The organism is Cognatiyoonia sp. (genome assembly GCF_965661665.1).
Classification (GTDB): domain Bacteria; phylum Pseudomonadota; class Alphaproteobacteria; order Rhodobacterales; family Rhodobacteraceae; genus Cognatiyoonia.
In genome coordinates this window covers 1-21734 of the sequence record NZ_CBFIEO010000014.1, presented here as the reverse complement: position 1 = coordinate 21734, position 21734 = coordinate 1, and the positions used below count along the sequence as shown (strand labels likewise).

Here is a 21734-nt window from a genome sequence, read left to right as displayed (position 1 = left end):
CACGCTTGGCCGATAATTCGCTATGGTCGCGGCTGGAGGGCCAATGACCAGCTTCACGGACGCATTTGCACAAGCATTCTTGCTGATCTCGACCGGCAACACCGATCTTGTTGAGATCGTGCTGCTGTCTTTGCGCGTGTCTTTGGTCGCTTTACTTGTGGCTTGTCTGCTGAGTTTCCCCATCGGGGCGGCCTTGGCCATTTCGCGCTTTCCGGGGCGACAGGCGATCATCCTTTTCTTCAACGCCGCGATGGGCCTGCCGCCTGTGGTCGTGGGGCTGACGCTTTATCTGCTGTTCAGCCAAGCCGGTCCGCTGAGCGTGCTTGAACTTCTCTACACACCCACTGCCATGATTATCGCACAGGTTGTGCTGATCGTGCCGATCATCATCTCCCTCACGCGGGGCACGGTGTCGGACCTCTTGCTGGAACACGGTGAAACTCTTCGCGCGATGCGGGCGTCGCGGGCCCAGCAGGTGATGACGCTCTTGCGGGAAGCGCACCCTGCACTGTTGACCACCGCTGTCGCGGGACTTGGTCGTGCGTTCGCAGAGGTGGGCGCCGTGATGATCGTCGGCGGCAACATAAATCACGTGACCCGTGTGATGACGACGTCTATCGCACTGGAGACGTCGCGCGGGGAATTGGCGATGGCATTGGCGCTTGGCATGATCTTGTTATTGATCGCGCTTTGCACCAATGCAGCGGTCTTCGCACTTGGACCACGACAGCGGGAGATGGCGCATGTCTGACACAGCTCACATCGTCCCGTTTCCGGGGCAAGCCCAACACGCTGAGCCTGCTCTGACGCTCTCAAACATCGGCCTCACGCATGAGGGTGCGCCGCTATTAAATGGCGTGACCGCCACAGTATCAAAATCGGGCGTGACCGGCCTGCTTGGTCCAAACGGCGCGGGTAAATCGCTCCTCTTGCGCACGATCATGTCGCTGATCGCACCCACGCAAGGTAGCGTGACGATTGCAGAGGATATTGGCGCACCAAGCCTTGTCTTTCAGAAGCCGGTGCTTTTGCGCCGCTCCGTGCGTGCCAACCTGATCCATGCTTTGAAGGTCGCAGGCATGCCGCGGAGAGATCGCCCCGGTATTCTGGCGGAACTGCTTGTTGCCGCAAACCTCACACGCTTGGCCGAAAATCCCGCGCGGAGCTTGTCCGGTGGTGAACAACAGCGGCTTGCCATCGTGCGCGCGTTGGCAGCGTCACCAAAACTACTGCTTTTGGACGAACCCACGGCGAGCCTTGATCCAACCGCAACCAAAGCAATTGAGGATTTGTTGAAGCCCATCGCGGCCAAGGGCGTCAAAGTCGTCCTCGTGACGCATGACCAAGCTCAAGCCGCGCGTTTGTGCGATGACATCATTTTTCTGCACAAAGGCACCGTTTTGGAACACTCACCGGCAGAGGCGTTTTTTAAGGCGCCGGCAACAGAAATCGCCAAAGCCTATCTATCGGGTGACCTTCTTCTATGATTCGTGCCCTGTTCCTGCTTTTGGCGACGCCCGTCTGCGCCGATCCGTTAATCCTGCAATCGACCACGTCGACGCAGAACTCTGGCCTCTATGACGCGATACTGCCGGAGTTTACGGCGAAGACCGGCGTTGAGGTCAGTGTTGTCGCGGTTGGGACGGGTCAGGCCCTGAAGAATGCGCAACACTGCGACGGTGACTTGCTCATCGTTCACGCGCGGGAGTCGGAGGAAGCATTTGTTGAGGCGGGCTTTGGTACCTCTCGGTCCGATCTGATGTATAACGACTTTATCTTTGTGGGACCTGCCGCCGATCCGGCTGGATTGACAGGGGCCAGAACCGTTGCCACTGCGCTTGCCAAAATTGCGGATACCGAAAGCCGCTTTATGTCGCGCGGCGATGACAGCGGGACGCATAAGGCGGAATTGAAGCTATGGGCGGCAACCTCCATTGATCCGACGATCTTCAGCGGCGCATGGTATTTGGAGACAGGCGCCGGTATGGGTGCGACGCTCAACACAGCGCGCGGGCTCAACGCCTATGTGATGACCGACCGCGCGACGTGGTTGCGATTTGGGAATAAGGGCGATTTCAGGGTTCTGTTCGAAGGCGATCCACTGCTGTTCAATCAGTATGGCGTTGTGCGCATCTCCCACGATCACTGCCCAAAGCTAGACCAAGAGGGTGCGGATCAATTGGCCGACTGGCTATTGGGGGTTGACGGACAGGCCGCGATTGCGGGCTACAGCGTGGCGGGCGAACGGTTGTTCTTTCCGAACGCAGACGCGCCTTAACCCCTGAAGCCTGTTGCGACGACGAATTTTTCCGAACTGTCAGAACGGGACGATGGCGGCTTTACGTTCGCCACTTTGGTGAACCGTTGCTTGAGGAGCTTTTGTAACTCACCCTCAGCGCCACCTGCCAAAACTTTGGCGACAAATGTGCCGCCCTCTTCCAAGACGTCGAAAGCAAAATAGGCGGCTGTTTCACACAGCGCGATGATCCGCAGGTGATCGGTCTGCTTATGGCCAGATGCGCTGGCCGCCATGTCGGACATAACCACATCAGCTTTGCCGCCCAGCAACTCTTTGACCTTCTGATCTGCGTCGTCTTCCATAAAGTCGAGTTGGTGGATTTCGGCTCCTGCAATCGGCTCCACCTCTTGCAGGTCGATGCCCAAGACGAGGCCCTGCGCCTTTGACTTCCGAGAGCCCAGAGCATTGACCCGCTTCACCGCCACCTGACACCATCCCCCGGGAGCGCAGCCCAGATCGACAACCCGCGCACCTGGCACGAGGAAGCGGAATTTGCCATCAAGCTCCATAATCTTGAAGGCTGCGCGCCCGCGATACCCTTCTTTCTGGGCGCGTTTCACATAAGGGTCGTTCAACTGCCGTTGCAGCCAAAGGGTCGAGCTCATCTTTCGGCCACGGGCGGATTTCACCTTCACCGTCAGATCGCGCTGACCGCGCCCGCTGTTATTTTTTGTGCCGGGTTTCTTTGCCATCGTCTCAGGTCGTCACATCAAAATGGGGCGTCTTCAAGCACGCCGTCGGCGGACATCTGCGCATAAAGAAGCCCTTCCCTAAGGCCGCGATCGGCCACTGACAAGCGGTCCGTCGGCCACAGCCGCATCAACGCCTGCAAAATCGCTGAACCTGACATAATCAGCGCCTGTCTATCCCTACCGATCCGTGGGTCAGCGCGGCGGCCGGTGGGGCCAAGTGACAGGTATCCGTGGATCACATCGTCAATCTGATCCGACGTCATCCGCAGACCGTCCACCTTGGTCCGGTCATAACGTTTCAGCCCCAGATGTGATGCAGCAACGGTGGTCACCGTCCCGCTTGTCCCAACAATCTGGAAGTTTTCTTTCGCCTGCTCCGCCGCATAGGGTGAAAAGTCAGCGAGGTTTTCTTCAAAGAACCAACTCATCAACGCGAACCGCGCCGCATCGTCCTCCACATCGCTGAACTGATCGCGCAGCGTTGCGACGCCCAGAGGCACAGAAATCCAGTCCACCACTTTTGCAGCCGCAAACGGACCCGGATCGGTCTTGAACCCCGCATGGAGCCGCATGATCGCCCGTGGGCGTTCGCGTTTGGGCACGTTAGTGAGGTCGACCCAGACAAGTTCAGTCGATCCGCCACCAATATCGACGACCAACAACTGCTCCGTCTTCGTGCTGACGAGCGGCGCGCAGGAAACGACAGCCAGTTGCGCCTCCTCCTCCGGCTCAATGATTTCAAGGTTGAGACCCGTTTCTCTCCGCACCTGAGCGACGAAAGAGGCACCATTTTTGGCGCGGCGGCACGCCTCAGTCGCCACAAGGCGCATGTGCTCGACCCCGTGACGCTCCAGCTTTTGGCGGCAAATGCGCATCGCGCTGATTGTACGGTTCATGGAGGCACGAGATAGGTTACCACTGGCTTCCAGCCCTTGGCCCAGCTGCACAGCTTTCGAGAAGCTATCTATCACATGAAACTGACTGCCCTTAGGTTGGGCAATCAACATACGACAGCTATTGGTGCCAAGATCCAAAGCCGCATAAAGCATCTCTGGATTTGGCTCTTTTGGCGCGGGAGTCTCGACCGCTTTGGGAAACGCGCCCGCACCTTTGGGACGCTTGGGCGACATCCGTCAGCCCTCCAATTTTTAAGTTAGGACCAAGGTAGGCCGCGACGCCAGGTGTTGCAAGCTTTGTCGAACGTCCTGCACGGTCTTCATGAAAAATTCGGCAGTGGCTTTGGGCGCGCTAAATGCAACACATACGCTTAGTCGCTCATGTTCCGCTTCATGTCGAAAAACGACATTGATGGACGCATGGCGATGCTAGAAGGGCTTATCTCGCGTGATGCGGTTTGGAGGGAATCAATGGCTGATGTGACCATCGTTTATTGGCGCGATATGCCGGCACAGGTGATCGTCGGCAAGGGCCGCCGTGGCACCAAACGCCCCTTGCCAGAACGCTTTGAGCAAGCCATTGACCGTGCCGCGATGAAATCTGGCGCAGCAGAAAGCGATGCTTATCTAGAAGGCTTCCGCAAAGCAGAGCCGTTCGCCGTCGATGGCGCGGATGAAGATGTCGCAACTGCGCAGGTTGCCCGCATTGAAGAAGAATACGACCAAAGCAAACTCAAGGCGTTGATCGCCAACGATGGTTGGGCGTGAAGACGCCCCAAACTCCCGCTAACCGCCTGAAGGAGGCGCTGATGTCATTGTTGCCATTCAAAAAGAAGCAAGCCCCCGTTGAAGCCCCGTTCAATCCAGAGCTTGAAGCCTTCTTGAAGGATTACTCCATTGAAATGATGCCCCGCACGGCGGAAAAGGTGGACGATTTCACTACGCTGCTGCCATCTGGCACGCGGGTCTACATCGCGCATATCGAAGGCACCCCGATTAAGGATATGGTCGCCACAGCCAAACGTTTGTCAGCTGACGGCTACAACGTCATGCCCCACTTCCCTGCCCGCATCATCAAAGATGAAGCCACGCTCGGCGATTGGATCGCGCGCTATCAAGGCGAAGCGGGCGTTGAGCAGGCGCTGCTCCTCGCCGGTGGTGTTGCCACTCCGCATGGCGATTTTGAGAGCTCCGTGCAGCTCTTGGAAACGGGGCTCTTTGGCAAAGCGGGCTTTAAGCACCTTCATGTCGCAGGCCACCCGGAAGGCAACAAAGACATCGACCCTGATGGCTCTGACAAGAACGTCATGGACGCGCTGCTGTGGAAGCAGAAGTTTTCCGAAACCTCCGACGCACAAATGGCGCTTGCCACGCAGTTCGCGTTTGAGGCGGGACCGATCATCGAATGGGCCAATGCGATCAAGGCTGCTGGCGTGGATATTCCGATCCACATCGGCATCGCAGGTCCAGCAAAGCTACAAACACTGATCAAATTCGCCATTGCGTGCGGCGTCGGCCCGTCGCTGAAGGTTCTGCAAAAACGAGCAATGGACGTGACCAAGCTACTGCTGCCTTATGAACCGACCGAGATTCTGACAGAGCTTGCCGCGCATAAGGCCGCAAACCCAGACTTTAACATCACCAATGTCCACTTCTTCCCGCTTGGCGGGATCAAGACAAACGCAAAATGGGCCATCGCCCACGGTGGGACGTCGACCGTCCCTGCAAACCCAACGAAAGAAGCCGTATGACACGCACCATCGTCGAATCCAAAACCAAGACCGCGATCATTGGTTTTGACCAGCCGTTCACAGTGATTGGCGAACGGATCAACCCAACAGGCCGAAAGGTTTTGAATGAAGAGTTGGAGCGCGGTGATTTCAGCCGCGTGGAAGCGGACGCTTTGGCGCAGGTGGCCGCGGGTGCGACGATCCTCGATATAAACTCTGGCGCTGTCTTCTCCAACAAGATGGCCGAAGACCCGCGATATGCCGACAACAACTTCGTTGAGCCGACGTTGATGAAGGAATTGGTGGAAAAGGTGCAAGCCGTCACCGATTGCCCGCTGTGCATCGATAGTTCGGTTCCAGGCGCGTTGGAGAACGGCCTCGCGGCTGCCGAAGGCCGCCCGCTCTTGAACTCTGTGACAGGTGAGGAAGAGCGGCTGGAGATGGTTCTGCCATTGGTCGCAAAATACAACGTGCCTGTTGTGGCGATTTCAAACGACGATACAGGCATCTCAGAGGACCCAGACGTGCGGTTCGCTGTTGCCAAGAAGATCGTCGAACGCGCTGCGGATTTCGGCATCCCTGCACATGACATCGTTGTTGACCCACTGGTCATGCCAATTGGCGCTATGGGCACAGCTGGGCTTCAGGTGTTCACCCTTGTACGACGTTTGCGTGAGGAACTGGGCGTGAACACGACCTGCGGCGCCTCCAACATCTCTTTTGGTCTGCCAAACCGCCACGGCATCAACAACGCTTTCCTGCCAATGGCGATGACCGCTGGGATGACCTCCGCTATCATGAACCCTGTGGCGCTGCCCATTGGGCCAAAGAAGATTGCGGAGAAGAAGGCAGAGGTCGAGGCCGCTGGTGTGATTTTGCCCGAAGGCATGGATGATGCGGCGTTTGTGACGCTGTTCGGCATGGGCTCCACCAAGCCGAAAGCAGGTAAAGAGATGGAAGCGATCCGCGCGGCCAACTTCCTGACCAACAACGACGAAGGCGGTGGGGAGTGGATCAAGTTTAACCGCGCGCCCGCCAAACCCGGTGAGGGGCGCGAACGCGGCGGACGCCGCCGACGCCGCGCTTCCTAACCATTGAAACGGGCCCGCTTCGGCGGGCCTTTTTGTTTCTTGCGTTCGAAACGAGGGACAATGGCACCACTAGACCCGATTGCACGAAAAAAGACTGTCAGCGCTAACATTTTTTGCGCTGGTCCCTTGGAGTGTAGACAGAAATCATCCTATTACACCCACGAGTCGCGTTAAACGATTAGGATGCACCATGGCAAACTCGCCTAAAAACATGAGCCTTGTCGCCGACATTGGTGGCACAAATACGCGCGTGGCGTTGGCGCAAGGTCATGCCGTGATGGAAGGCTCCATCGCCCGCTATCGAAACGCAGACTATTCCAACCTTTCAGACATTCTTGAAGCCTACATCGCCGACCGAGATACCAGAGTGTCAGCAGCTTGTGTTGCCATCGCGGGCCCTGTTCGCGATGGCCGCGCGGAGATGACGAATCTGTCTTGGGTGTTCGACTGTGACGCTTTGCGAGCCGCGACAGGAGCCGACCGCACTGCTATTCTGAATGACCTGCAAGCGCAGGGCTATGCGCTCTCTCACGTGCCGCAAAAGAACATCGCGCAGATCATTGTCGGTGAAACAAATGGGAAGCCATCCTCCGCACTAGTGATCGGCCTCGGGACAGGCGTGAACATCGCCTCTGTCCTGCAAACCGAAAACGGGCTCTTCAGCCCACCGGCAGAGGCAGGTCACATCTCCCTGCCCGTCTATCATCCTGATGATTTGGACTTGGCAGACTTCATCGCCATAGAGCACGGCTTTGCCGCTGTCGAAGATGCGCTGTCAGGCCGAGGATTGGAGCACCTATATGCCTTCCACGCCGCCCAAACCAGCCAAACCGTCGACATCCGCGCGGCAGAGGTGATGGAGCGGATCAAGGCTGGCGATGATGAGATCGCTCAGCAGGCAGGCCGACACTATGTGCGCAGTTTGGGTGGGTTCTGTGGCGATATGGCTCTCGTCCATTTGCCGTTTGGTGGGATCTACCTTGTCGGCGGTGTGGCGCGTGCCATCGCGCCTTACCTGAAGCAATTCGACTTTGAAAAAGCATTCAAGGCTAAGGGTCGATTTGAGGACTTTCTGACAGAGTTTAGCGTCAGCTTGGTCGAAGATGACTACGCCGCCCTCACAGGCTGCGCGGCCTTTATAGACCCCAACGGCTAGTGCAACTGCTGCCTGACGGTGTTTGTAAGCTGGTTGAGCGAGAAGGGTTTGGGCAAGAACACGGAGTTTGGCATGGTCTGCCCTTCATTCTCAATAGCATCATCCGCATAGCCTGACACAAAAAACACTTTTATCTTTGGACGCTTTTCCAACGCTTCCCGAACCCACGTGGGCCCATCTTTGCCTAGCATAATGACATCCGTAACAAAGAGTTCCACTTCGAGATCAGGATCATCGAGCATATTGAGGGCGGTTTCGGCTCAGTCGGCTTCGGGGATGGTATAGCCCCGCAATTGTAGCGCGCGGGAGCCGAACGACCGCACCGGTGCCACATCCTCGACCAACAACACGACGCCATCACCGCGCTTTGTCACGTGCTCATCATGATCGATCAAGATGAGCGCTTTGGTCGCCACAGGCATATCGTGGGCAGGCAGCAAAATCCGAAATGTGGTTCCATAACTAACTTCGGTTTCTGCGAAGACAAAGCCGCCAGTTTGCTTGACGATCCCGTAGACCTTCGACAGTCCCAGCCCGTCCGGCAAGCTGCATGATCTTGCCTAACCCAAGTGGTACCTTTCCAAATATGTCTTAGGTAGACTTTGTGCGCGAATCGATCAACTCTCGACAGGCTTCGTTCATGTAAAGAATCGCGTTGCTAGGCCCGACAGTCAGCATGGGCAGCGTGAGCGCGTCCGCCGCTCGAAATTTCTCTTTCTCGCCCACGGCGGCCTGATCCAAACGCTACAAGAGCGTGTTTTCACCGAACTGAACGACGGACAGACGAAACACCCCGTCGCGTGTTCTGATTTCCTCTCGCGCGGCCCCAAAACTCGTCGCTCGCATTTGCAACCGAAACATCAAGGTTTCCGGACTGGCCAAGATGGTAGCAAAGGCTGAGGTCAAAAGCCCATCTTCAACAGAGCCAAATCGGTCAACCACAGCCGAGTTTGAGTATTTTATTTCCTCCTCCTCATCCGTCAGCAAGGCCGCATCCGGCTCGTGCGTGACGACCGATTCAATCGCGCGATCGAGAGAAAACTGACGCTCTTCCTTTTCAATCTTTGCCCGTTCTTGACGAAAATCGTGCAACATTATCAGCGAAAAGAAACAAAACAACGTGACAGAAACGATTTTGGAGCCAGTTTGGAACAGTACATTATTGACCATCATAGCCATGAGAAAAGAGACAAACGCCTCCAAAAAACACGAGTCAAGCCGACGCGCCGTTGCCGCATTTAGCTGCTCATAATCGTGACATCTTCCAACCTTTGTCTAGACGCCGACCCCAAACTTTCGGTGGTTCGCCTCGCTAATCCGTGTGACTTTAAATTCTGGTTAACGACAATTTGTCTAACCCCCTTGCCGCGCATCAAATTCGTTGCAACACGCAAAAGTAGAAACCATCCGTTTCCGCGCTGGGGTACATCAATTTCTCGTTCACCACACGGAATTCGGGATGCACCTCTAGAAAACTTTCGATCGTCTCGTCGTTCTCATCCTGGAACACAGAACAGGTCGCATAAATGAGTGTGCCATCTGGGTGCACATATTGGACCGCATCTTTCAACACCGACCGTTGCGTCGCTTGATAGGCCTTCAAGTCATCTTGCGTCAGGCGCCACTTGGCGTCTGGGTTTCGACGCCATGTGCCCGAGCCACTGCAGGGCGCATCACAAAGGACGACTTCAAAAGGCACATCTTTTGGCAATTCTGTAGCAGTCGAACAAACAATTTGCGCCCCAGCACGCTTTGCCCTTACCGGAATGTCTTTCATCCGATCAGGCGCGATATCATGCGCGGTAACGTTCGAGCGTGTCTGAGCCGCGATAGCGAGCGATTTGCCCCCACCTCCGGCGCAATAATCCAGAACACGCTGCCCCTCTTGCAAAGGCCATTCCAACACAGCCGCTTGGGAGGAGGCATCCTGCACCTCAACCAGTCCTTCGAGATAGGCTTTGCTTTGCGCCACGCGGCGGGGGTTGGAGGTAACGATCAAGGCTGTCGGAACGTTTGGGTGACGTTCAGCTGCGATATCATCCGACAAAAGGCAGTCGATTGCGCTCTCGGGCGTGGTCTTGGCCATGTTAACGCGCAGGCACACAGGCGCACGCTCCCGCTGGCTTTCTGCCGCAGCCTTTGCGCCATCGCCCAAGGCGGCGCACCACAGCGGCCACATCCAATCGGGGATGTCCAAGCGCTCGGCGTCGGTTGCAGGGGGATGACCGCCTGCGACCTCAGCTGCGGTCAGTTTCTTGGGCGCATAGCCTTCGCCGTGAAAGACGTCGTTCTCAGAAATACCGTCTTGTCGGAGCAACCCAAGGATCAGCCGCCGGCCATCGTCCCCACCCCCGAACGCAGCACAGCTGCGCTTGCAACGCAGGACGACGAACACATGGTCGCGGACGGCGGCGCGGTCTTTTGAGCCAGCAAAGCGGTTGGAACGCGCCCAAGCAGTCAACGCCTTCTCAGCAGCCACGCCGTCTTGGATGTGATCCAAAACCTCAATCGCCGCTGCGTATCGCGCTGCTGGCGTCATCGGTTTTAGCCAACCCTGTAGTTGGGGCTTTCGCGGGTAATCTGAACGTCGTGGACGTGGCTTTCTTTCAAGCCTGCTCCTGTGATCTTCACAAAGCTCGCGTTCTTACGCATCTCTTCCACAGTGGCATTTCCAGTATAGCCCATCGCCGCCTTCAGACCGCCAACAAGTTGATGTATCACGGTGCCCGCAGAGCCTTTGTAGGGCACCTGCCCTTCGATACCTTCCGGCACCAATTTGTCGGTTGCCGCGTCCTTCTGGAAATACCGATCTGCAGAGCCGCGCGCCATTGCGCCCATACTGCCCATCCCGCGATAGGCTTTGAAGGACCGACCTTGATAAAGGATGACTTCCCCTGGGCTTTCGTCAGTGCCTGCAATCATCGAACCCACCATCGCGCAGGAAGCACCTGCCGCAATCGCTTTTGCAAAATCGCCGGAGAATTTGATACCGCCGTCCGCAATTACCGGCGTATCACCTGCCGCGGCCACGCTGTCCATGATCGCTGTCAGCTGCGGCACGCCCACACCGGCGACCATCCGTGTGGTGCAAATAGACCCTGGTCCGATACCAACCTTCACGGCGTCAGCACCTGCACCGATCAGCGCTTTTGTTGCTTCGCCCGTTGCCACGTTACCGGCCACCACTTGAACCTGATTGCTAAGCCCCTTGGCCCGCTCAACCGCTTTCGCCACGCCTTCGGAATGCCCATGCGCCGTGTCGACGACAAGCATGTCGACACCAGCATCGACCAGCGCCTGACTGCGTTCGTACCCTGCATCGCCAACGCCCGTCGCAGCAGCGACCCGCAAGCGGCCCAACTCGTCCTTGCAGGCCATCGGGTTCAACACCGCTTGCTCACTATCTTTCAGCGTCAACAGCCCCGTAAGTTTGCCATCACCATCAGTGATCAACAGCTTCTCGATCCGGCGCGCCTGCATCAGGCTGCGCGCTTCATCAAGGTCGGCCGGTTCTTGCATCACAGCCAGATTGTCAGACGTCATCATTGCATGAACCGGCGTGCTGTCGTCCTGCGCAAACCGCATGTCGCGGTTGGTGACGATCCCTTCAACGCGACCACCCTCACCCACGACAGGGAAGCCTGTAATGCGATACCTCTCCATCAGTTCCTTCGCGTCAGCTAGCATCTGATTCCGCGTCAGCGTGACTGGATTATAGACCGTGCCAGACACAAACCGCTTCACGCGCCGGATCTCTTTCGCCTGCTGATCGATGTCGAGGTTTTTATGCACCACGCCCATGCCGCCCGCCTGCGCCATCGCAATGGCCATCCGGCTTTCGGTCACGGTGTCCATGGCAGAGGACAAGAGCGGGATATTCAGGCCGATGCTCTTAGTGACAAAGGTGCGCGTATCCGCCGTGGACGGCAGCACAGCCGAGGCTGCGGGCACAAGCAATACATCGTCAAAGGTGAGCGCCTCGCGAATCTCCATAACCGTCTCCTTGGGCTGGCATCGTTTGGCGCGTCGGTATTGCACGGAACGCGCCAAACCTAAACCCCAAAACGCAGAATCTAATGCCGTTCTGCAAGATCATTATGACGCGATCTGGCCTTCACTCCTCGGCTCAGCCAAGTATCTTACGCAAAAAGGTTAGTGCGCACGTATGTCCAAAGACCCACTCGTCATTTTCACACCCTCCGGCAAACGCGGGCATTTTCCCGTTGGTACGCCCATCCTCACAGCCGCCCGCAAGCTGGGCGTTGATCTGGACAGTGCTTGTGGCGGACGCGGGATTTGTTCGAAATGTCAGGTCACACCGTCTTATGGTGAGTTTTCAAAACACGGCGTTACCGTCGCCAAAGACGCGCTGTCCGAATGGAACACGGTGGAGGATCGATACAACGAAAAGCGCGGCCTGATATCCGGCCGTAGGTTGGGCTGTCAGGCAAAGGTTCAGGGTGACATCGTTGTGGACGTCCCCGCTGAAAGCCAAGTCCACAAACAGGTGGTCCGCAAGCGGGCGGAAGCCCGCGACATTGTCGTGAACCCGTCGACGCGGCTCTATTATGTCGAAGTGCAAGAACCCGACATGCACGACCCGTCTGGCGATCTAGAGCGGTTGATCACAGCTCTGCGCAAAGAATGGGAGCTGCCAGAGCTTGAAGCTGATCTTTCCGTGCTCAAGGCCCTGCAGCCTGTATTGCGCAAAGGCGAATGGAAAGTGACCTGTGCGGTGCATTTGGGCGATGACACCTTCAGCCCGCGCATCATGCAAATCTGGCCTGGGTACTATGAGGGCAGCATTTACGGGCTTGCTGTTGACCTCGGTTCAACGACCATCGCCGCGCACCTCTGCGATCTTGGCAGTGGAGAGGTTGTGGCCTCTTCCGGCATCATGAACCCGCAAATCCGCTTTGGCGAAGACCTGATGAGCCGCGTGAGCTATGGCATGATGAACGCCTCCGGCGCGGATGAGATGACGGACGCGGTGCTCGAGGGGATGAACGCGCTCTTCGTGCAAATTGCGGCAGAGGCGGAGATTGATCGCAATCTCATTCTGGATGCGGTGTTTGTCTGCAACCCAGTCATGCACCACCTCTTACTTGGGATTGATCCGTTTGAACTCGGCCAAGCCCCGTTCGCTTTGACCACATCGGACGCGCTCGCCCTCCGCGCTGTGGAATTGGGGCTGAACTTGCACCCTGCCGCACGGGTTTATGTGCTGCCTTGTATCGCGGGGCATGTCGGGGCAGATGCGGCGGCTGTTGCACTGTCCGAAGCACCAGACAAATCCGAAGACTTGGTGCTGGTCGTCGACGTCGGCACAAACGCGGAAATACTGTTGGGCAACAAGGAAAAAGTGCTTGCCTGTTCCTCCCCTACGGGACCAGCCTTTGAAGGGGCGCAAATTTCTTCCGGCCAGCGGGCGGCACCGGGGGCGATTGAACGGATCGTGATTGATCCAGTGACCAAAGAACCGCACTTCAAGGTTATAGGTTGCGATCTCTGGTCGGATGAGGACGGTTTCGCGGCAGAGACGGCAGCGACAGGCATCACGGGCATCTGCGGGTCTGGCATCATCGAAGCGGTGGCAGAGATGCGGCTTGCGGGGATTGTCGACGGTCCCGGTCTAATCGGATCAGCTGAGCAGACAGGGACAGATCGGTGTTTTCCCGAAGGCCGCACCAACTCCTTCCTGATCCACGATGGGACAGCGGATGGCGGCCCCAGAATCACCGTCACGAACGTGGATATCCGTCAGATTCAAATGGCCAAAGCTGCGCTCTATTCCGGCGCTCGTCTTTTGATGGATAAGTTCGGCGTTGATAAGGTCGACCGCGTGGTCTTGGCGGGAGCGTTCGGTGCTCACATCAGCCCGAAACATGCGATGGTTCTGGGTATGATCCCCGATGCCCCATTTGAGAACGTGACGAGCGCAGGCAACGCGGCTGGCACAGGCGCGCGGATCGCGCTTCTCAACACCGATGCTCGGAAGGACATCGAGGAAACCGTTAGAAACATTCATAAAATTGAAACGGCGATTGAGCCACGCTTTCAGGAACACTTTGTGAATGCCTCAGCAATTCCCAACTCGGCCGAACCATTCCCGATCCTCAACAGCCTCGTCGATTTGCCGGATGTAAATCACAACCAAGGCGGGGGCGATAAGTCTGAGGGACGGCGCCGTCGGCGGAAACGCGCAAGCTGAAGCGGCATTCCGTTACTAAATGCAACGCTTTTCTCTAATTTTGTTCAAATTGCGCCAACTTTTGCCTTGGCTTGGCCGCATAGGGAACACGACTCCCCAGTAATTTTTGATCAGAATAGACGTCGTCCGCCGAATTCATGACCGGCCCTGACACCCGTTTCGCGATGGGAGTCGCGGTGTTGGAGTTAGAGGTTAGACAAAGTGCGTCTAAGAATTGAGACAACTGCCGTCCATCAGGATGATTGCGCCGACCAGTCGCTGGCCGGTGCGAAAGCTGTGTCCGAATACCCCACAAAGCGAGATGCAGCGCCTTGCTTTGCGACCGGCACGAAGCTGATCACACTGACAGGCGAAAAACAGGTCGAAGAGATCGCTTTTGGTGACAAAGTTCTGACCGCGGACAATGGTTTCAAACCCGTGGCCTGGACCGGTCGTCGGACCATGACTTCGGAAGACCTAAGTTCTTACCCGCAACTGCGCCCCATTCGGATTTCAAAAGGTGTCTTTGGCAACAGCCGCCCGCTCACGATCTCCCCGCAGCACGGATTGATTATTCGGCACAATGGCACCGAACAATTGGTTCGGGCGCACCAGATTGCCGACATGTTTGGCCCGCAGGCCGCCGCTATCTTCGAAAAATGCCAGCACACACAGCGGCTGCAGATTCCCTCGCCGCCTGATCAAACGACAGTTGACCAACGCTAGCGTTGCGGCCTATCCATCCCCCATGCGGGTATGGTGAAAAGGTATCACGCGAGCTTCCCAAGCTTAAGTTACGGGTTCGATTCCCGTTACCCGCTCCAACTCCAACGGCCTTAGAAATAGAACAGCGCAAGCGCCATCATTGTGCCGATTGGCCATGATAGAGGCACGATGCGTTTACGCATGGAGGCCCATTTGTTGTCTTCACTGCCAAACATCCCACGCACAAATATAAAAAGGAAGGTGAATACGAAGGCAGCACCGAAAAGGATCGCAGCGTGCGCCAATTCATGTTCAATCGGCAGGGACAGCGTTATTGCGGACAAAAGCTTTACCGCGCCTGCACCAAAAGCCCCAAAGCAAAGCCGCCCAACCCGACAATGAAGACAACTTCCACCGCACCGATCTGAACGTAAAGGTCCACAGCGTCTGCGAAGACCGCTGCTTTCACACCAAAAATAGCGAGCAAAAGGTAAATCAACCAATTCGGGATTTTGGATGACCGCGCATCCAATATGGCAGCAGCAACGAGCACGGCCAAAACCGCGTAATGTATCATCTCAATAGTCACGGGTTTGTCCTGCTATTCTTTTCGCAGAACGCGATCCGATCAAGGGCGGTCAGACACCATGCTTTTGCAGATAATCCACAAGTGCGGCTGTAGAGCCATCTTTTCCATCTGCCGTTTCATTGCCTTCGACGACAGGCTGTAAGGCAGTAGCAAGCTCTTTCCCCAGCTCAACGCCCCATTGGTCGTAGGAATTGATACCCAGAACAACCCCTTCGACAAAGACGCGGTGCTCATAAAGCGCGATGATCTGCCCAAACACGAAAGGCGTCAGTTTGGGATATGTGAGCGTGACCGACGGACGGTTGCCGGGGAAAACGCGGTGGCGGGCCTGCCGCTCCAACTCATCCCCTTCGAATGTGCCAGCAACTTTCGCGCGGGCTTCATCTAACGTGCGGCCGCGCATCAAAGCCTCTGACTGGGCGAGGCAGTTTGCGACGAGCAATTGGTGCTGATGATGCAGTTCATCTTCGTGACCACGCGCTGCGACCAAGAATTCGCAAGGGATGACTCGCGTGCCTTGGTGGATCAGCTGATAAAATGCATGTTGCCCATTCGTGCCGGGTTCACCCCACACAACAGGGCCGGACGGCACAGACAAGTCAGCACCGTCCATGCTCACGCCTTTGCCGTTACTCTCCATCTCCAGCTGTTGAAGATAAGCGGGTAAGCGGCTGAGATTGTTGTCATAAGGCAGAACCGCGCGCGTGGCGTGACGACACACCTGATTGTGCCAGATACCGACCAACGCAAGCAGCGCAGGCATGTTTTCATCCCAAGCAGCGGCTTGGAAATGGCGATCCATCGCTTGCCCACCGCGCAGGAAGGATTTGAATGCGTCGGGCCCAATGGCGATCATCAGGGATAGGCCAATCGGTCCCCACATCGAATAGCGCCCACCAACCCAGTCTTCGAAGCCAAACACCCGCTCTGATGCGATGCCAAATGCGGTTATTTTGTCTTCTGCGGTTGAAAGTGCGGCGAATTGGTCACCAGGGGTGTCTACAGCCTCGCCCATCCACGCCAAAGCGGTGCGGGCGTTGGTCATCGTCTCAATTGTTGTGAAAGTCTTGGAGGCTACAATCACCAGCGTCGTCGCTGGATCACATTTGCGCAGCGTGTCCGCGATATCTGCGGGATCGACGTTGCTGACAAAGTGGCAGCACGGACCGTCGTGATAGGGCGCCAAAGCCAGCACCGCCATCGCCGGACCAAGATCCGATCCACCGATACCAATGTTGATCACATCGGTAATCTTCCCACCTTGCCCTGTAAAGCTGCCGTCCCGAACCGAAGCAGCAAAAGCACTCATTCGGTCCAGCGTTTGTAGGACGCTAGGCATAACGTCATCTTCATCGACCATAACTGGCCCGCCATCGAGGTTGCGCAGGGCTGTGTGCAACACCGCGCGACCCTCCGTCTCATTGATCTTCGCACCCGCGAACATCTGATCGCGCTTTTCCGCTACACCTGCCGCGTCCAGCAAATCAATCAAGAGCGCGCGGCCTTCTGCATTGATATTGGTCTTGGCGTAATCCAAACGCATGTCGTTGATCTCGACGCTGAACGCTTCCGCACGCGCCTCATCGACGAGCATTTCGAACCGTTGGTCTTTGACCGTTCCAAAATGAGCTTTCAGATCACTCCACATTCACGCATCCGCCCAATGCACTGTTGATCCTAACAAAATTTTGGATACTGGCGCAGCTTCTGCAGATAAAGTCTTGGCCCGCTCCAACGCCTCCCGCTTCTCCGCACCCACGATCACAATATGTCGGTGCGCCGCCTCATTCAGAACCTTAGCTGATAAAGTAATCCGCGGTTCCGGCGCCCCCGGCGCGCGCATGGCAACAAGCAGATCATCGCCTGTGAGCGCCTCATTCAAGCGATCCGCTTCTGGAAAGATCGATGCTGTGTGCATGTCTGCACCCATACCCAAAACCACAACGGTCAGGGGCAAGTGGCCCGAAAGGTTTTTCGCCAAATCGCCCAGCTTCTCTTCAGGCTTCGGCGCATCTGCATAAAGCGGGATATAGGTGGCCACCGCAGCATTGGCGATCAGCAACCGCTCCCGCAGCAGTTTTGTGTTTGACCTGTCAGAATCCTCCGGCACCCAACGTTCATCGGTCAGCAGGACGCCAACTTTCGCCCAGTCTAGGTCCGCTTTGCAAAGCACATCAAACATGGGGCCAGGCGTCGTCCCACCCGGCACCGCAAGCGTTGCGCGACCTTCGTCAGAAATACCTTCTCGCAATTGATGCGCAACCAACGCCGCAAGCGTGGTCATCATCGTTGCTTTGTCATAGTATTGGGTAAACTTCAATTCCCTACCCTTTGATTTCACGCCACTTTCGGCCATCACGATGCACTAAGAGCATCGCATCCTCGGGGCCGTTTGAGCCCCGCTCATAGGTCTTGGGCACATCGTTGCGGCTTTCCCATCCTTCTATAATCGGATCGGTCCAGCGCCACGCTGCCTCAACCTCGTCACCGCGCATGAAGAGCGTCTGGTTGCCACGAATGACGTCCATAATCAGGCGCTCGTATGCGTCCGGCACATCGTCGGCATCTGTTCCCAAGGCTTCCGCAAAGGTCATATCAAGCGGCACATCAATCAAACGCATCCCGCCTGGACCCGGTTCCTTGATCGTCACCTGCAAATCCATACCCTCATTCGGCTGTAGCCGGATGGACAGGATGTTACGGTGCCGAGCTGAGTCTTCTGGAAAGATCGAATGGCCGAGGTCTTTGAACACGACAGTGATCTCCGATACCCGCGCGCTCATGGCTTTGCCTGTGCGCAGATAAAATGGTACGCTGGACCAGCGCCAGTTGGCAATCTCACACTTCAACGCGACAAAGCTTTCGGTGAAACTCTTAGGATTTTCAGCATGCTCACGGTAACTCTTTAAGTCACCCTTGCCCTCATACTGCCCGCGCACGATGTTGTGCGGCTCCACAGGTTCTAGGGCACGAATAACCTTCAGCTTCTCATCGCGAACGGCATCTGCACCAAACTGGCTCGGTGGCTCCATCGCAATTAGGCACAAAAGCTGCATCAGGTGGTTCTGTACCATGTCCCGCATCGCGCCCGATTTGTCGTAATAGGCCCCGCGCCCGCCAACATCGACCGTCTCCGCCACGGTGATCTGGATGTGATCGACGTAGTGGTTGTTCCAAAGCGGCTCGAACAGGACATTGCCAAAGCGTACGGCCATCAGGTTTTGCACCGTCTCTTTGCCAAGGTAGTGGTCGATCCGGTAGATTTGTTCTTCTTTGAAGAACTTGGCAAGCGTCGCGTTCAACGCCTTTGCCGACACCAAATCGCGACCAAAGGGTTTTTCCACAACAACGCGACAGTCATCGTCCGCGATCCCATATTTCTCAAGCCGCTCCGCCAGATCGCCGAACAGTCCGGGTCCGACAGAGAAATAGAACGCGCGGATCACCCTATCGCGCATCAGTTTGGCAAGATCTTCCCAGCCGCCGTCACCCCGCGCGTCAATCGACACGTAGTCCAGATGCTCTAAAAACGCCTCAATCGTTTTGGTGTCGGATTTCTCCTCACCGCCAAATTCCGCAATCGCGTCGCGGATCATTTCGCGATATCCAGCACGTTCGAAATCTGTGCGCGCCGCACCAATAATGCGGGATCCATCCGGCATCTGCCCTGCGCGGAACCGCCGGTACAAGCCGGGCAGGATTTTGCGACGCGCAAGATCACCGGTGCCCCCGAAAATGATCAAATCAAATGGATCAACTGGAATGACGCGTGCGACCATGAAGCCCTCCGGGTTGCGTTAGCGCTAACGCCCGCGTTTTAGCAAACTCACCTGATGAGTCCAGACGCGTTTTACAAAATCTCTTGGCGTTTATGCCTCGAGCTCTGCATCCCAATACAGGAAATCCATCCAGCTTTCATGCAAGTAATTTGGCGGGAACTTTCGTCCCATGTTCATCAGCTGCCCCGCTTCGGGCTGACGCGGTGGCCTTTGCAGCTCCATTGAGGTTTGCTTGAGCAGCTTGCTGCCTTTTTTCAGGTTACAGGGACTACAAGCTGCAACAACGTTTTCCCATGATGTGATACCGCCCTTGGCGCGGGGCACGACATGGTCAAAGGTCAGATCACCCTTGGCCCCGCAATACTGGCACTTGAATTCATCCCTCAAAAACAGATTAAAGCGCGTAAAGGCCACGCGCTTTTGAGGTTTCACATAGTCTTTCAGGACAACAACGCTGGGTATCCTGATCGTGGTACTGGGGCTGTGAACCACCTCGTCATATTCGCTGACGATATCGACGCGGTCGAGCCACGCGGCTTTCACCGCATCCTGCCAAGGCCAAAGCGACAGCGGGTAATAGGACAAGGGACGATAGTCCGCATTCAGAACCAAAGCTGGGCAATGCCTTAACGCACTCGGTTCCCTAACAAATTCCGTTCTGAAGTCGCCATCCATGGCCAAAATTTCCCCTACTCTGTACCGCGAGGCTCAGAGCGGGTGTCCCGCTCAGGGCCGCTTAAGACTTACTATATCTGGTGCTTGCGGAAGGACAACCACCGAATGTAGTCGTCTTTGTCGCAGCCATTGCTTTACCCAAGTGGACGGGCTTCAGCCCAACCCCAAACGGTCCCGCATGAAGGCCAAGGCCACTTGCAACCCGTCGGGTGCGATGCCGTGGCCGGTGCCTTTCATGATTTGGGCATAGACCTCTTTCCAGCCTGCTTCTTGCAGCGCTTCAGCAGCTTGCGGAAGGGATTGCGGTGGGACGACATCGTCTTGGTCGCCGTGGATCAAAAGAATCGGCGGGCGACATTGCAGTTCGTCGGCTAAGAGCTCTGGTTCCAGCAGGCGGCCAGAAAAGGCGACGATCCCCGCAACCTCATCTTCGCGCCGTGGCAATACATGCAAGGCCATCATCGTGCCTTGGGAAAAGCCGAGCACCATGACCTGTTCCGGCAACAGGTCTTCGTCGACCATCACGCCGTCCAAAAAAGCGTTCAAATCATCGGCTGCGCGACGAAGGCCCATCGCGGCTTCTTCCTCCGACGATCCATCAATCCAAGGGATCGGGAACCATTGATAGCCCATCGGCGCACCGGCACATGCCTCTGGCGCGTCGGGCGCGAGGAAGAGCGTGTCCGGCATGTGTTCGGCCAAAGGATCAGCCAGCCCCAAAAGGTCGGCCCCATTGGCCCCGTATCCGTGCAAAAAGACGACGCAGGATCGAAGCTCGCCTGAAAGTGGCTTTTTGCGGCCAGCGTTGAGTGCGCGTGTCATCTGATCCCTTCCCGTGATTTCATGTGAGCGTAGTAGGCCCAGAGCAGCCGCGCTGCAACCGATCGCCATGGCGACCAAGCTTCCGCCATGATCCGCAGCTCTTTCTCCTTCGGGCGTTCTGGCAGGTCGAGCAGCATCCGAGCCCCTTCTTGCAACGCAAGATCACCCGGCGCAAAAACATCCGCGCGACCGAGGGAGAAAATGGCGTAAATCTCCGCCGTCCAGACACCGATGCCCGGCACTTCGGTCAGTGTTTCAATGACGGCTCCTGTTGGTGCTGTGCGCAGATCAAAATAGTCAATCTCCGCCGCCGCAAGCGCGCAAGCATAGCGTGCTTTCTGTCGGCTGAGGCCGAGCGCCCGCATCTCGTCCTCCGACTTTTGCGCAATTGCTGTGGCTGTATGTGCCTCCGCCGCTTCCAATTTCGCCCAAATCGCATTGGCAGAGGCGACGCTGACCTGTTGGCTTACAATCGCGTTCAGAAGCTCTGAAAATCCGTCAGGCTTCCTACGCAATGGGAGTGGACCCACTTGTTCCAATGCATCCGCAAAGCGTAAGTCGCTATTAGCAAGCCACGCTGCGCCTTCAAGGACGCAAGCATCGGTTTCGATAATTCGACCCACATTCATCGCGCGACCCAGTCGACAGCATCCTCTACACTGCGCAGGATGTGCGCGTCGGGTAATGGGGGTCGTTTCAACATCAACACAGGGATGGACAGGTTTCGGGCTGCGATCAGCTTTGTCTCACTTTGCTTCCCACCAGCGTTCTTCACCACGATCCAATCGACATTGAGGTCTTTGAAAAGCTGTTCTTCGTGCTCCACCATAAATGGTGGTCGGCCGACCAAATACTCACCGCCGTCGAATGGGAAAGGTTTGCTGGGCGGGTCGATCTGGCGACAGATGACTCGGCAACCCCTAAGGTTTGAGAAACGGTCCAGCGTTTGCCGCCCCGTGCCCAAGAAAACAGTTTGGCCCTTTGTGATGTGGTTGGCCGCATCCTCTTCCGCCGTGATCTCCGTCCAGCGGTCCCCTTCAGACGCCTTCCACGGCGGACGTTCCAAAATCGCGTGACGCAGGCCTCGCGCCTGACAAATAGCGGCGGTCC

25 protein-coding genes and 1 tRNA gene are annotated in these 21734 nt (G+C 56.6%); 10 read left to right on the top strand and 16 right to left on the bottom strand.

What is annotated here, in order from left to right:
- Positions 1-43: 43 nt before the first annotated feature.
- Genes ACTF5F_RS10220 through ACTF5F_RS10210 form a run of 3 tightly spaced genes read left to right on the top strand, consistent with a single transcriptional unit; the run spans position 44 to position 2278 of the window.
- Positions 44-751, top strand: coding sequence for an ABC transporter permease (locus ACTF5F_RS10220; RefSeq protein WP_438956771.1), 708 nt, complete (start codon positions 44-46; stop codon positions 749-751).
- Entirely contained in the window at positions 744-1487 is a 744-nt protein-coding gene (locus tag ACTF5F_RS10215; protein WP_438956770.1) for an ATP-binding cassette domain-containing protein, read from the top strand. Before ACTF5F_RS10220 ends, ACTF5F_RS10215 begins: the two co-directional genes overlap by 8 nt.
- Positions 1484-2278, top strand: a complete 795-nt coding sequence (locus ACTF5F_RS10210; protein WP_438956769.1) for a substrate-binding domain-containing protein — start codon at positions 1484-1486, stop codon at positions 2276-2278. The genes ACTF5F_RS10215 and ACTF5F_RS10210 overlap by 4 nt, the downstream gene beginning before the upstream one ends.
- On the opposite strand, the gene ACTF5F_RS10205 is transcribed toward ACTF5F_RS10210, so the two are convergent.
- Together ACTF5F_RS10205 and ACTF5F_RS10200 are read right to left on the bottom strand one after the other, a co-directional pair.
- Complete coding sequence (locus ACTF5F_RS10205; RefSeq protein ID WP_438956768.1) at positions 2275-2991, bottom strand: RlmE family RNA methyltransferase; 717 nt, start codon at positions 2989-2991, stop codon at positions 2275-2277. The genes ACTF5F_RS10210 and ACTF5F_RS10205 overlap by 4 nt on opposite strands.
- A gap of 17 nt (positions 2992-3008) precedes the next feature.
- Positions 3009-4121 carry a Ppx/GppA phosphatase family protein gene (locus ACTF5F_RS10200; RefSeq protein WP_438956767.1) on the bottom strand — a complete coding sequence of 371 codons (1113 nt, stop codon included), beginning with the start codon at positions 4119-4121 and terminating at the stop codon, positions 3009-3011.
- Positions 4122-4358: 237 nt separating this feature from the next.
- Between ACTF5F_RS10200 and ACTF5F_RS10195 the strand changes: the two genes are divergently transcribed.
- The 4 genes from ACTF5F_RS10195 to ACTF5F_RS10180 all read left to right on the top strand — a co-directional run bounded on the left by ACTF5F_RS10195 (position 4359) and on the right by ACTF5F_RS10180 (position 7864).
- Positions 4359-4655: a virulence factor gene (locus ACTF5F_RS10195; RefSeq protein WP_438956766.1), complete on the top strand. Its 297-nt coding sequence runs from the start codon at positions 4359-4361 to the stop codon at positions 4653-4655.
- A gap of 41 nt (positions 4656-4696) precedes the next feature.
- Positions 4697-5638: a methylenetetrahydrofolate reductase gene (locus tag ACTF5F_RS10190; protein ID WP_438956765.1), complete on the top strand. Its 942-nt coding sequence runs from the start codon at positions 4697-4699 to the stop codon at positions 5636-5638.
- On the top strand, positions 5635-6708 hold the full coding sequence (locus tag ACTF5F_RS10185) for a methyltetrahydrofolate cobalamin methyltransferase (RefSeq protein WP_438956764.1): 1074 nt from the start codon (positions 5635-5637) through the stop codon (positions 6706-6708). Before ACTF5F_RS10190 ends, ACTF5F_RS10185 begins: the two co-directional genes overlap by 4 nt.
- A gap of 190 nt (positions 6709-6898) precedes the next feature.
- Complete coding sequence (locus ACTF5F_RS10180) at positions 6899-7864, top strand: glucokinase (protein WP_438956763.1); 966 nt, start codon at positions 6899-6901, stop codon at positions 7862-7864.
- On the opposite strand, the gene ACTF5F_RS10175 is transcribed toward ACTF5F_RS10180, so the two are convergent.
- From ACTF5F_RS10175 to guaB, 5 genes are all read right to left on the bottom strand, one after another.
- Positions 7861-8106 carry a hypothetical protein gene (locus ACTF5F_RS10175; protein WP_438956762.1) on the bottom strand — a complete coding sequence of 82 codons (246 nt, stop codon included), beginning with the start codon at positions 8104-8106 and terminating at the stop codon, positions 7861-7863. The genes ACTF5F_RS10180 and ACTF5F_RS10175 overlap by 4 nt on opposite strands.
- 18 nt (positions 8107-8124) lie before the next feature.
- Entirely contained in the window at positions 8125-8409 is a 285-nt protein-coding gene (locus ACTF5F_RS10170; RefSeq protein WP_438956761.1) for a hypothetical protein, read from the bottom strand.
- Between the two features lie 199 nt (positions 8410-8608).
- Complete coding sequence (locus ACTF5F_RS10165) at positions 8609-8959, bottom strand: hypothetical protein (protein WP_438956760.1); 351 nt, start codon at positions 8957-8959, stop codon at positions 8609-8611.
- 277 nt (positions 8960-9236) lie between these two features.
- Complete coding sequence (locus tag ACTF5F_RS10160; protein ID WP_438956759.1) at positions 9237-10403, bottom strand: RsmB/NOP family class I SAM-dependent RNA methyltransferase; 1167 nt, start codon at positions 10401-10403, stop codon at positions 9237-9239.
- A 5-nt stretch (positions 10404-10408) separates the two neighbouring features.
- Entirely contained in the window at positions 10409-11857 is a 1449-nt protein-coding gene (guaB, locus tag ACTF5F_RS10155) for an IMP dehydrogenase (protein ID WP_438956758.1), read from the bottom strand.
- A gap of 172 nt (positions 11858-12029) precedes the next feature.
- Here guaB and ACTF5F_RS10150 point away from each other — a divergent pair, with 172 nt between their 5' ends.
- The 3 genes from ACTF5F_RS10150 to ACTF5F_RS10140 all read left to right on the top strand — a co-directional run bounded on the left by ACTF5F_RS10150 (position 12030) and on the right by ACTF5F_RS10140 (position 14878).
- Entirely contained in the window at positions 12030-14075 is a 2046-nt protein-coding gene (locus ACTF5F_RS10150) for an ASKHA domain-containing protein (protein WP_438956757.1), read from the top strand.
- Between the two features lie 201 nt (positions 14076-14276).
- Positions 14277-14780, top strand: a complete 504-nt coding sequence (locus tag ACTF5F_RS10145) for a Hint domain-containing protein (RefSeq protein ID WP_438956756.1) — start codon at positions 14277-14279, stop codon at positions 14778-14780.
- A 24-nt stretch (positions 14781-14804) separates the two neighbouring features.
- Positions 14805-14878: transfer RNA gene (locus ACTF5F_RS10140), tRNA-Gly, on the top strand.
- 12 nt (positions 14879-14890) lie between these two features.
- On the opposite strand, the gene ACTF5F_RS10135 is transcribed toward ACTF5F_RS10140, so the two are convergent.
- The 9 genes from ACTF5F_RS10135 to ACTF5F_RS10095 all read right to left on the bottom strand — a co-directional run.
- Positions 14891-15103 (bottom strand): hypothetical protein, encoded by a 213-nt coding sequence (locus ACTF5F_RS10135; RefSeq protein ID WP_438956755.1) that lies wholly within the window; start codon positions 15101-15103, stop codon positions 14891-14893.
- A gap of 5 nt (positions 15104-15108) precedes the next feature.
- Positions 15109-15348, bottom strand: a complete 240-nt coding sequence (locus ACTF5F_RS10130; protein ID WP_438956754.1) for a hypothetical protein — start codon at positions 15346-15348, stop codon at positions 15109-15111.
- A 49-nt stretch (positions 15349-15397) separates the two neighbouring features.
- The gene (pgi, locus tag ACTF5F_RS10125; protein WP_438956753.1) at positions 15398-16996 is read right to left on the bottom strand and encodes a glucose-6-phosphate isomerase; all 1599 of its coding nucleotides are present in this window, start codon (positions 16994-16996) and stop codon (positions 15398-15400) included.
- Complete coding sequence (gene pgl / locus ACTF5F_RS10120) at positions 16997-17668, bottom strand: 6-phosphogluconolactonase (RefSeq protein ID WP_438956752.1); 672 nt, start codon at positions 17666-17668, stop codon at positions 16997-16999. It abuts the gene before it with no gap.
- Between the two features lie 4 nt (positions 17669-17672).
- Positions 17673-19127 carry a glucose-6-phosphate dehydrogenase gene (gene zwf / locus ACTF5F_RS10115; protein ID WP_438956751.1) on the bottom strand — a complete coding sequence of 485 codons (1455 nt, stop codon included), beginning with the start codon at positions 19125-19127 and terminating at the stop codon, positions 17673-17675.
- A 90-nt stretch (positions 19128-19217) separates the two neighbouring features.
- Positions 19218-19802, bottom strand: a complete 585-nt coding sequence (locus ACTF5F_RS10110; protein WP_438956750.1) for an HNH endonuclease — start codon at positions 19800-19802, stop codon at positions 19218-19220.
- Between the two features lie 153 nt (positions 19803-19955).
- Entirely contained in the window at positions 19956-20624 is a 669-nt protein-coding gene (locus ACTF5F_RS10105) for an alpha/beta hydrolase (RefSeq protein WP_438956749.1), read from the bottom strand.
- Entirely contained in the window at positions 20621-21253 is a 633-nt protein-coding gene (locus ACTF5F_RS10100) for a DNA-3-methyladenine glycosylase family protein (RefSeq protein ID WP_438956748.1), read from the bottom strand. Before ACTF5F_RS10100 ends, ACTF5F_RS10105 begins: the two co-directional genes overlap by 4 nt.
- The coding region (locus tag ACTF5F_RS10095; protein ID WP_438956747.1) for a precorrin-6A/cobalt-precorrin-6A reductase at positions 21250-21734 on the bottom strand (485 nt) is incomplete at its 5' end. The genes ACTF5F_RS10095 and ACTF5F_RS10100, both read right to left, overlap by 4 nt.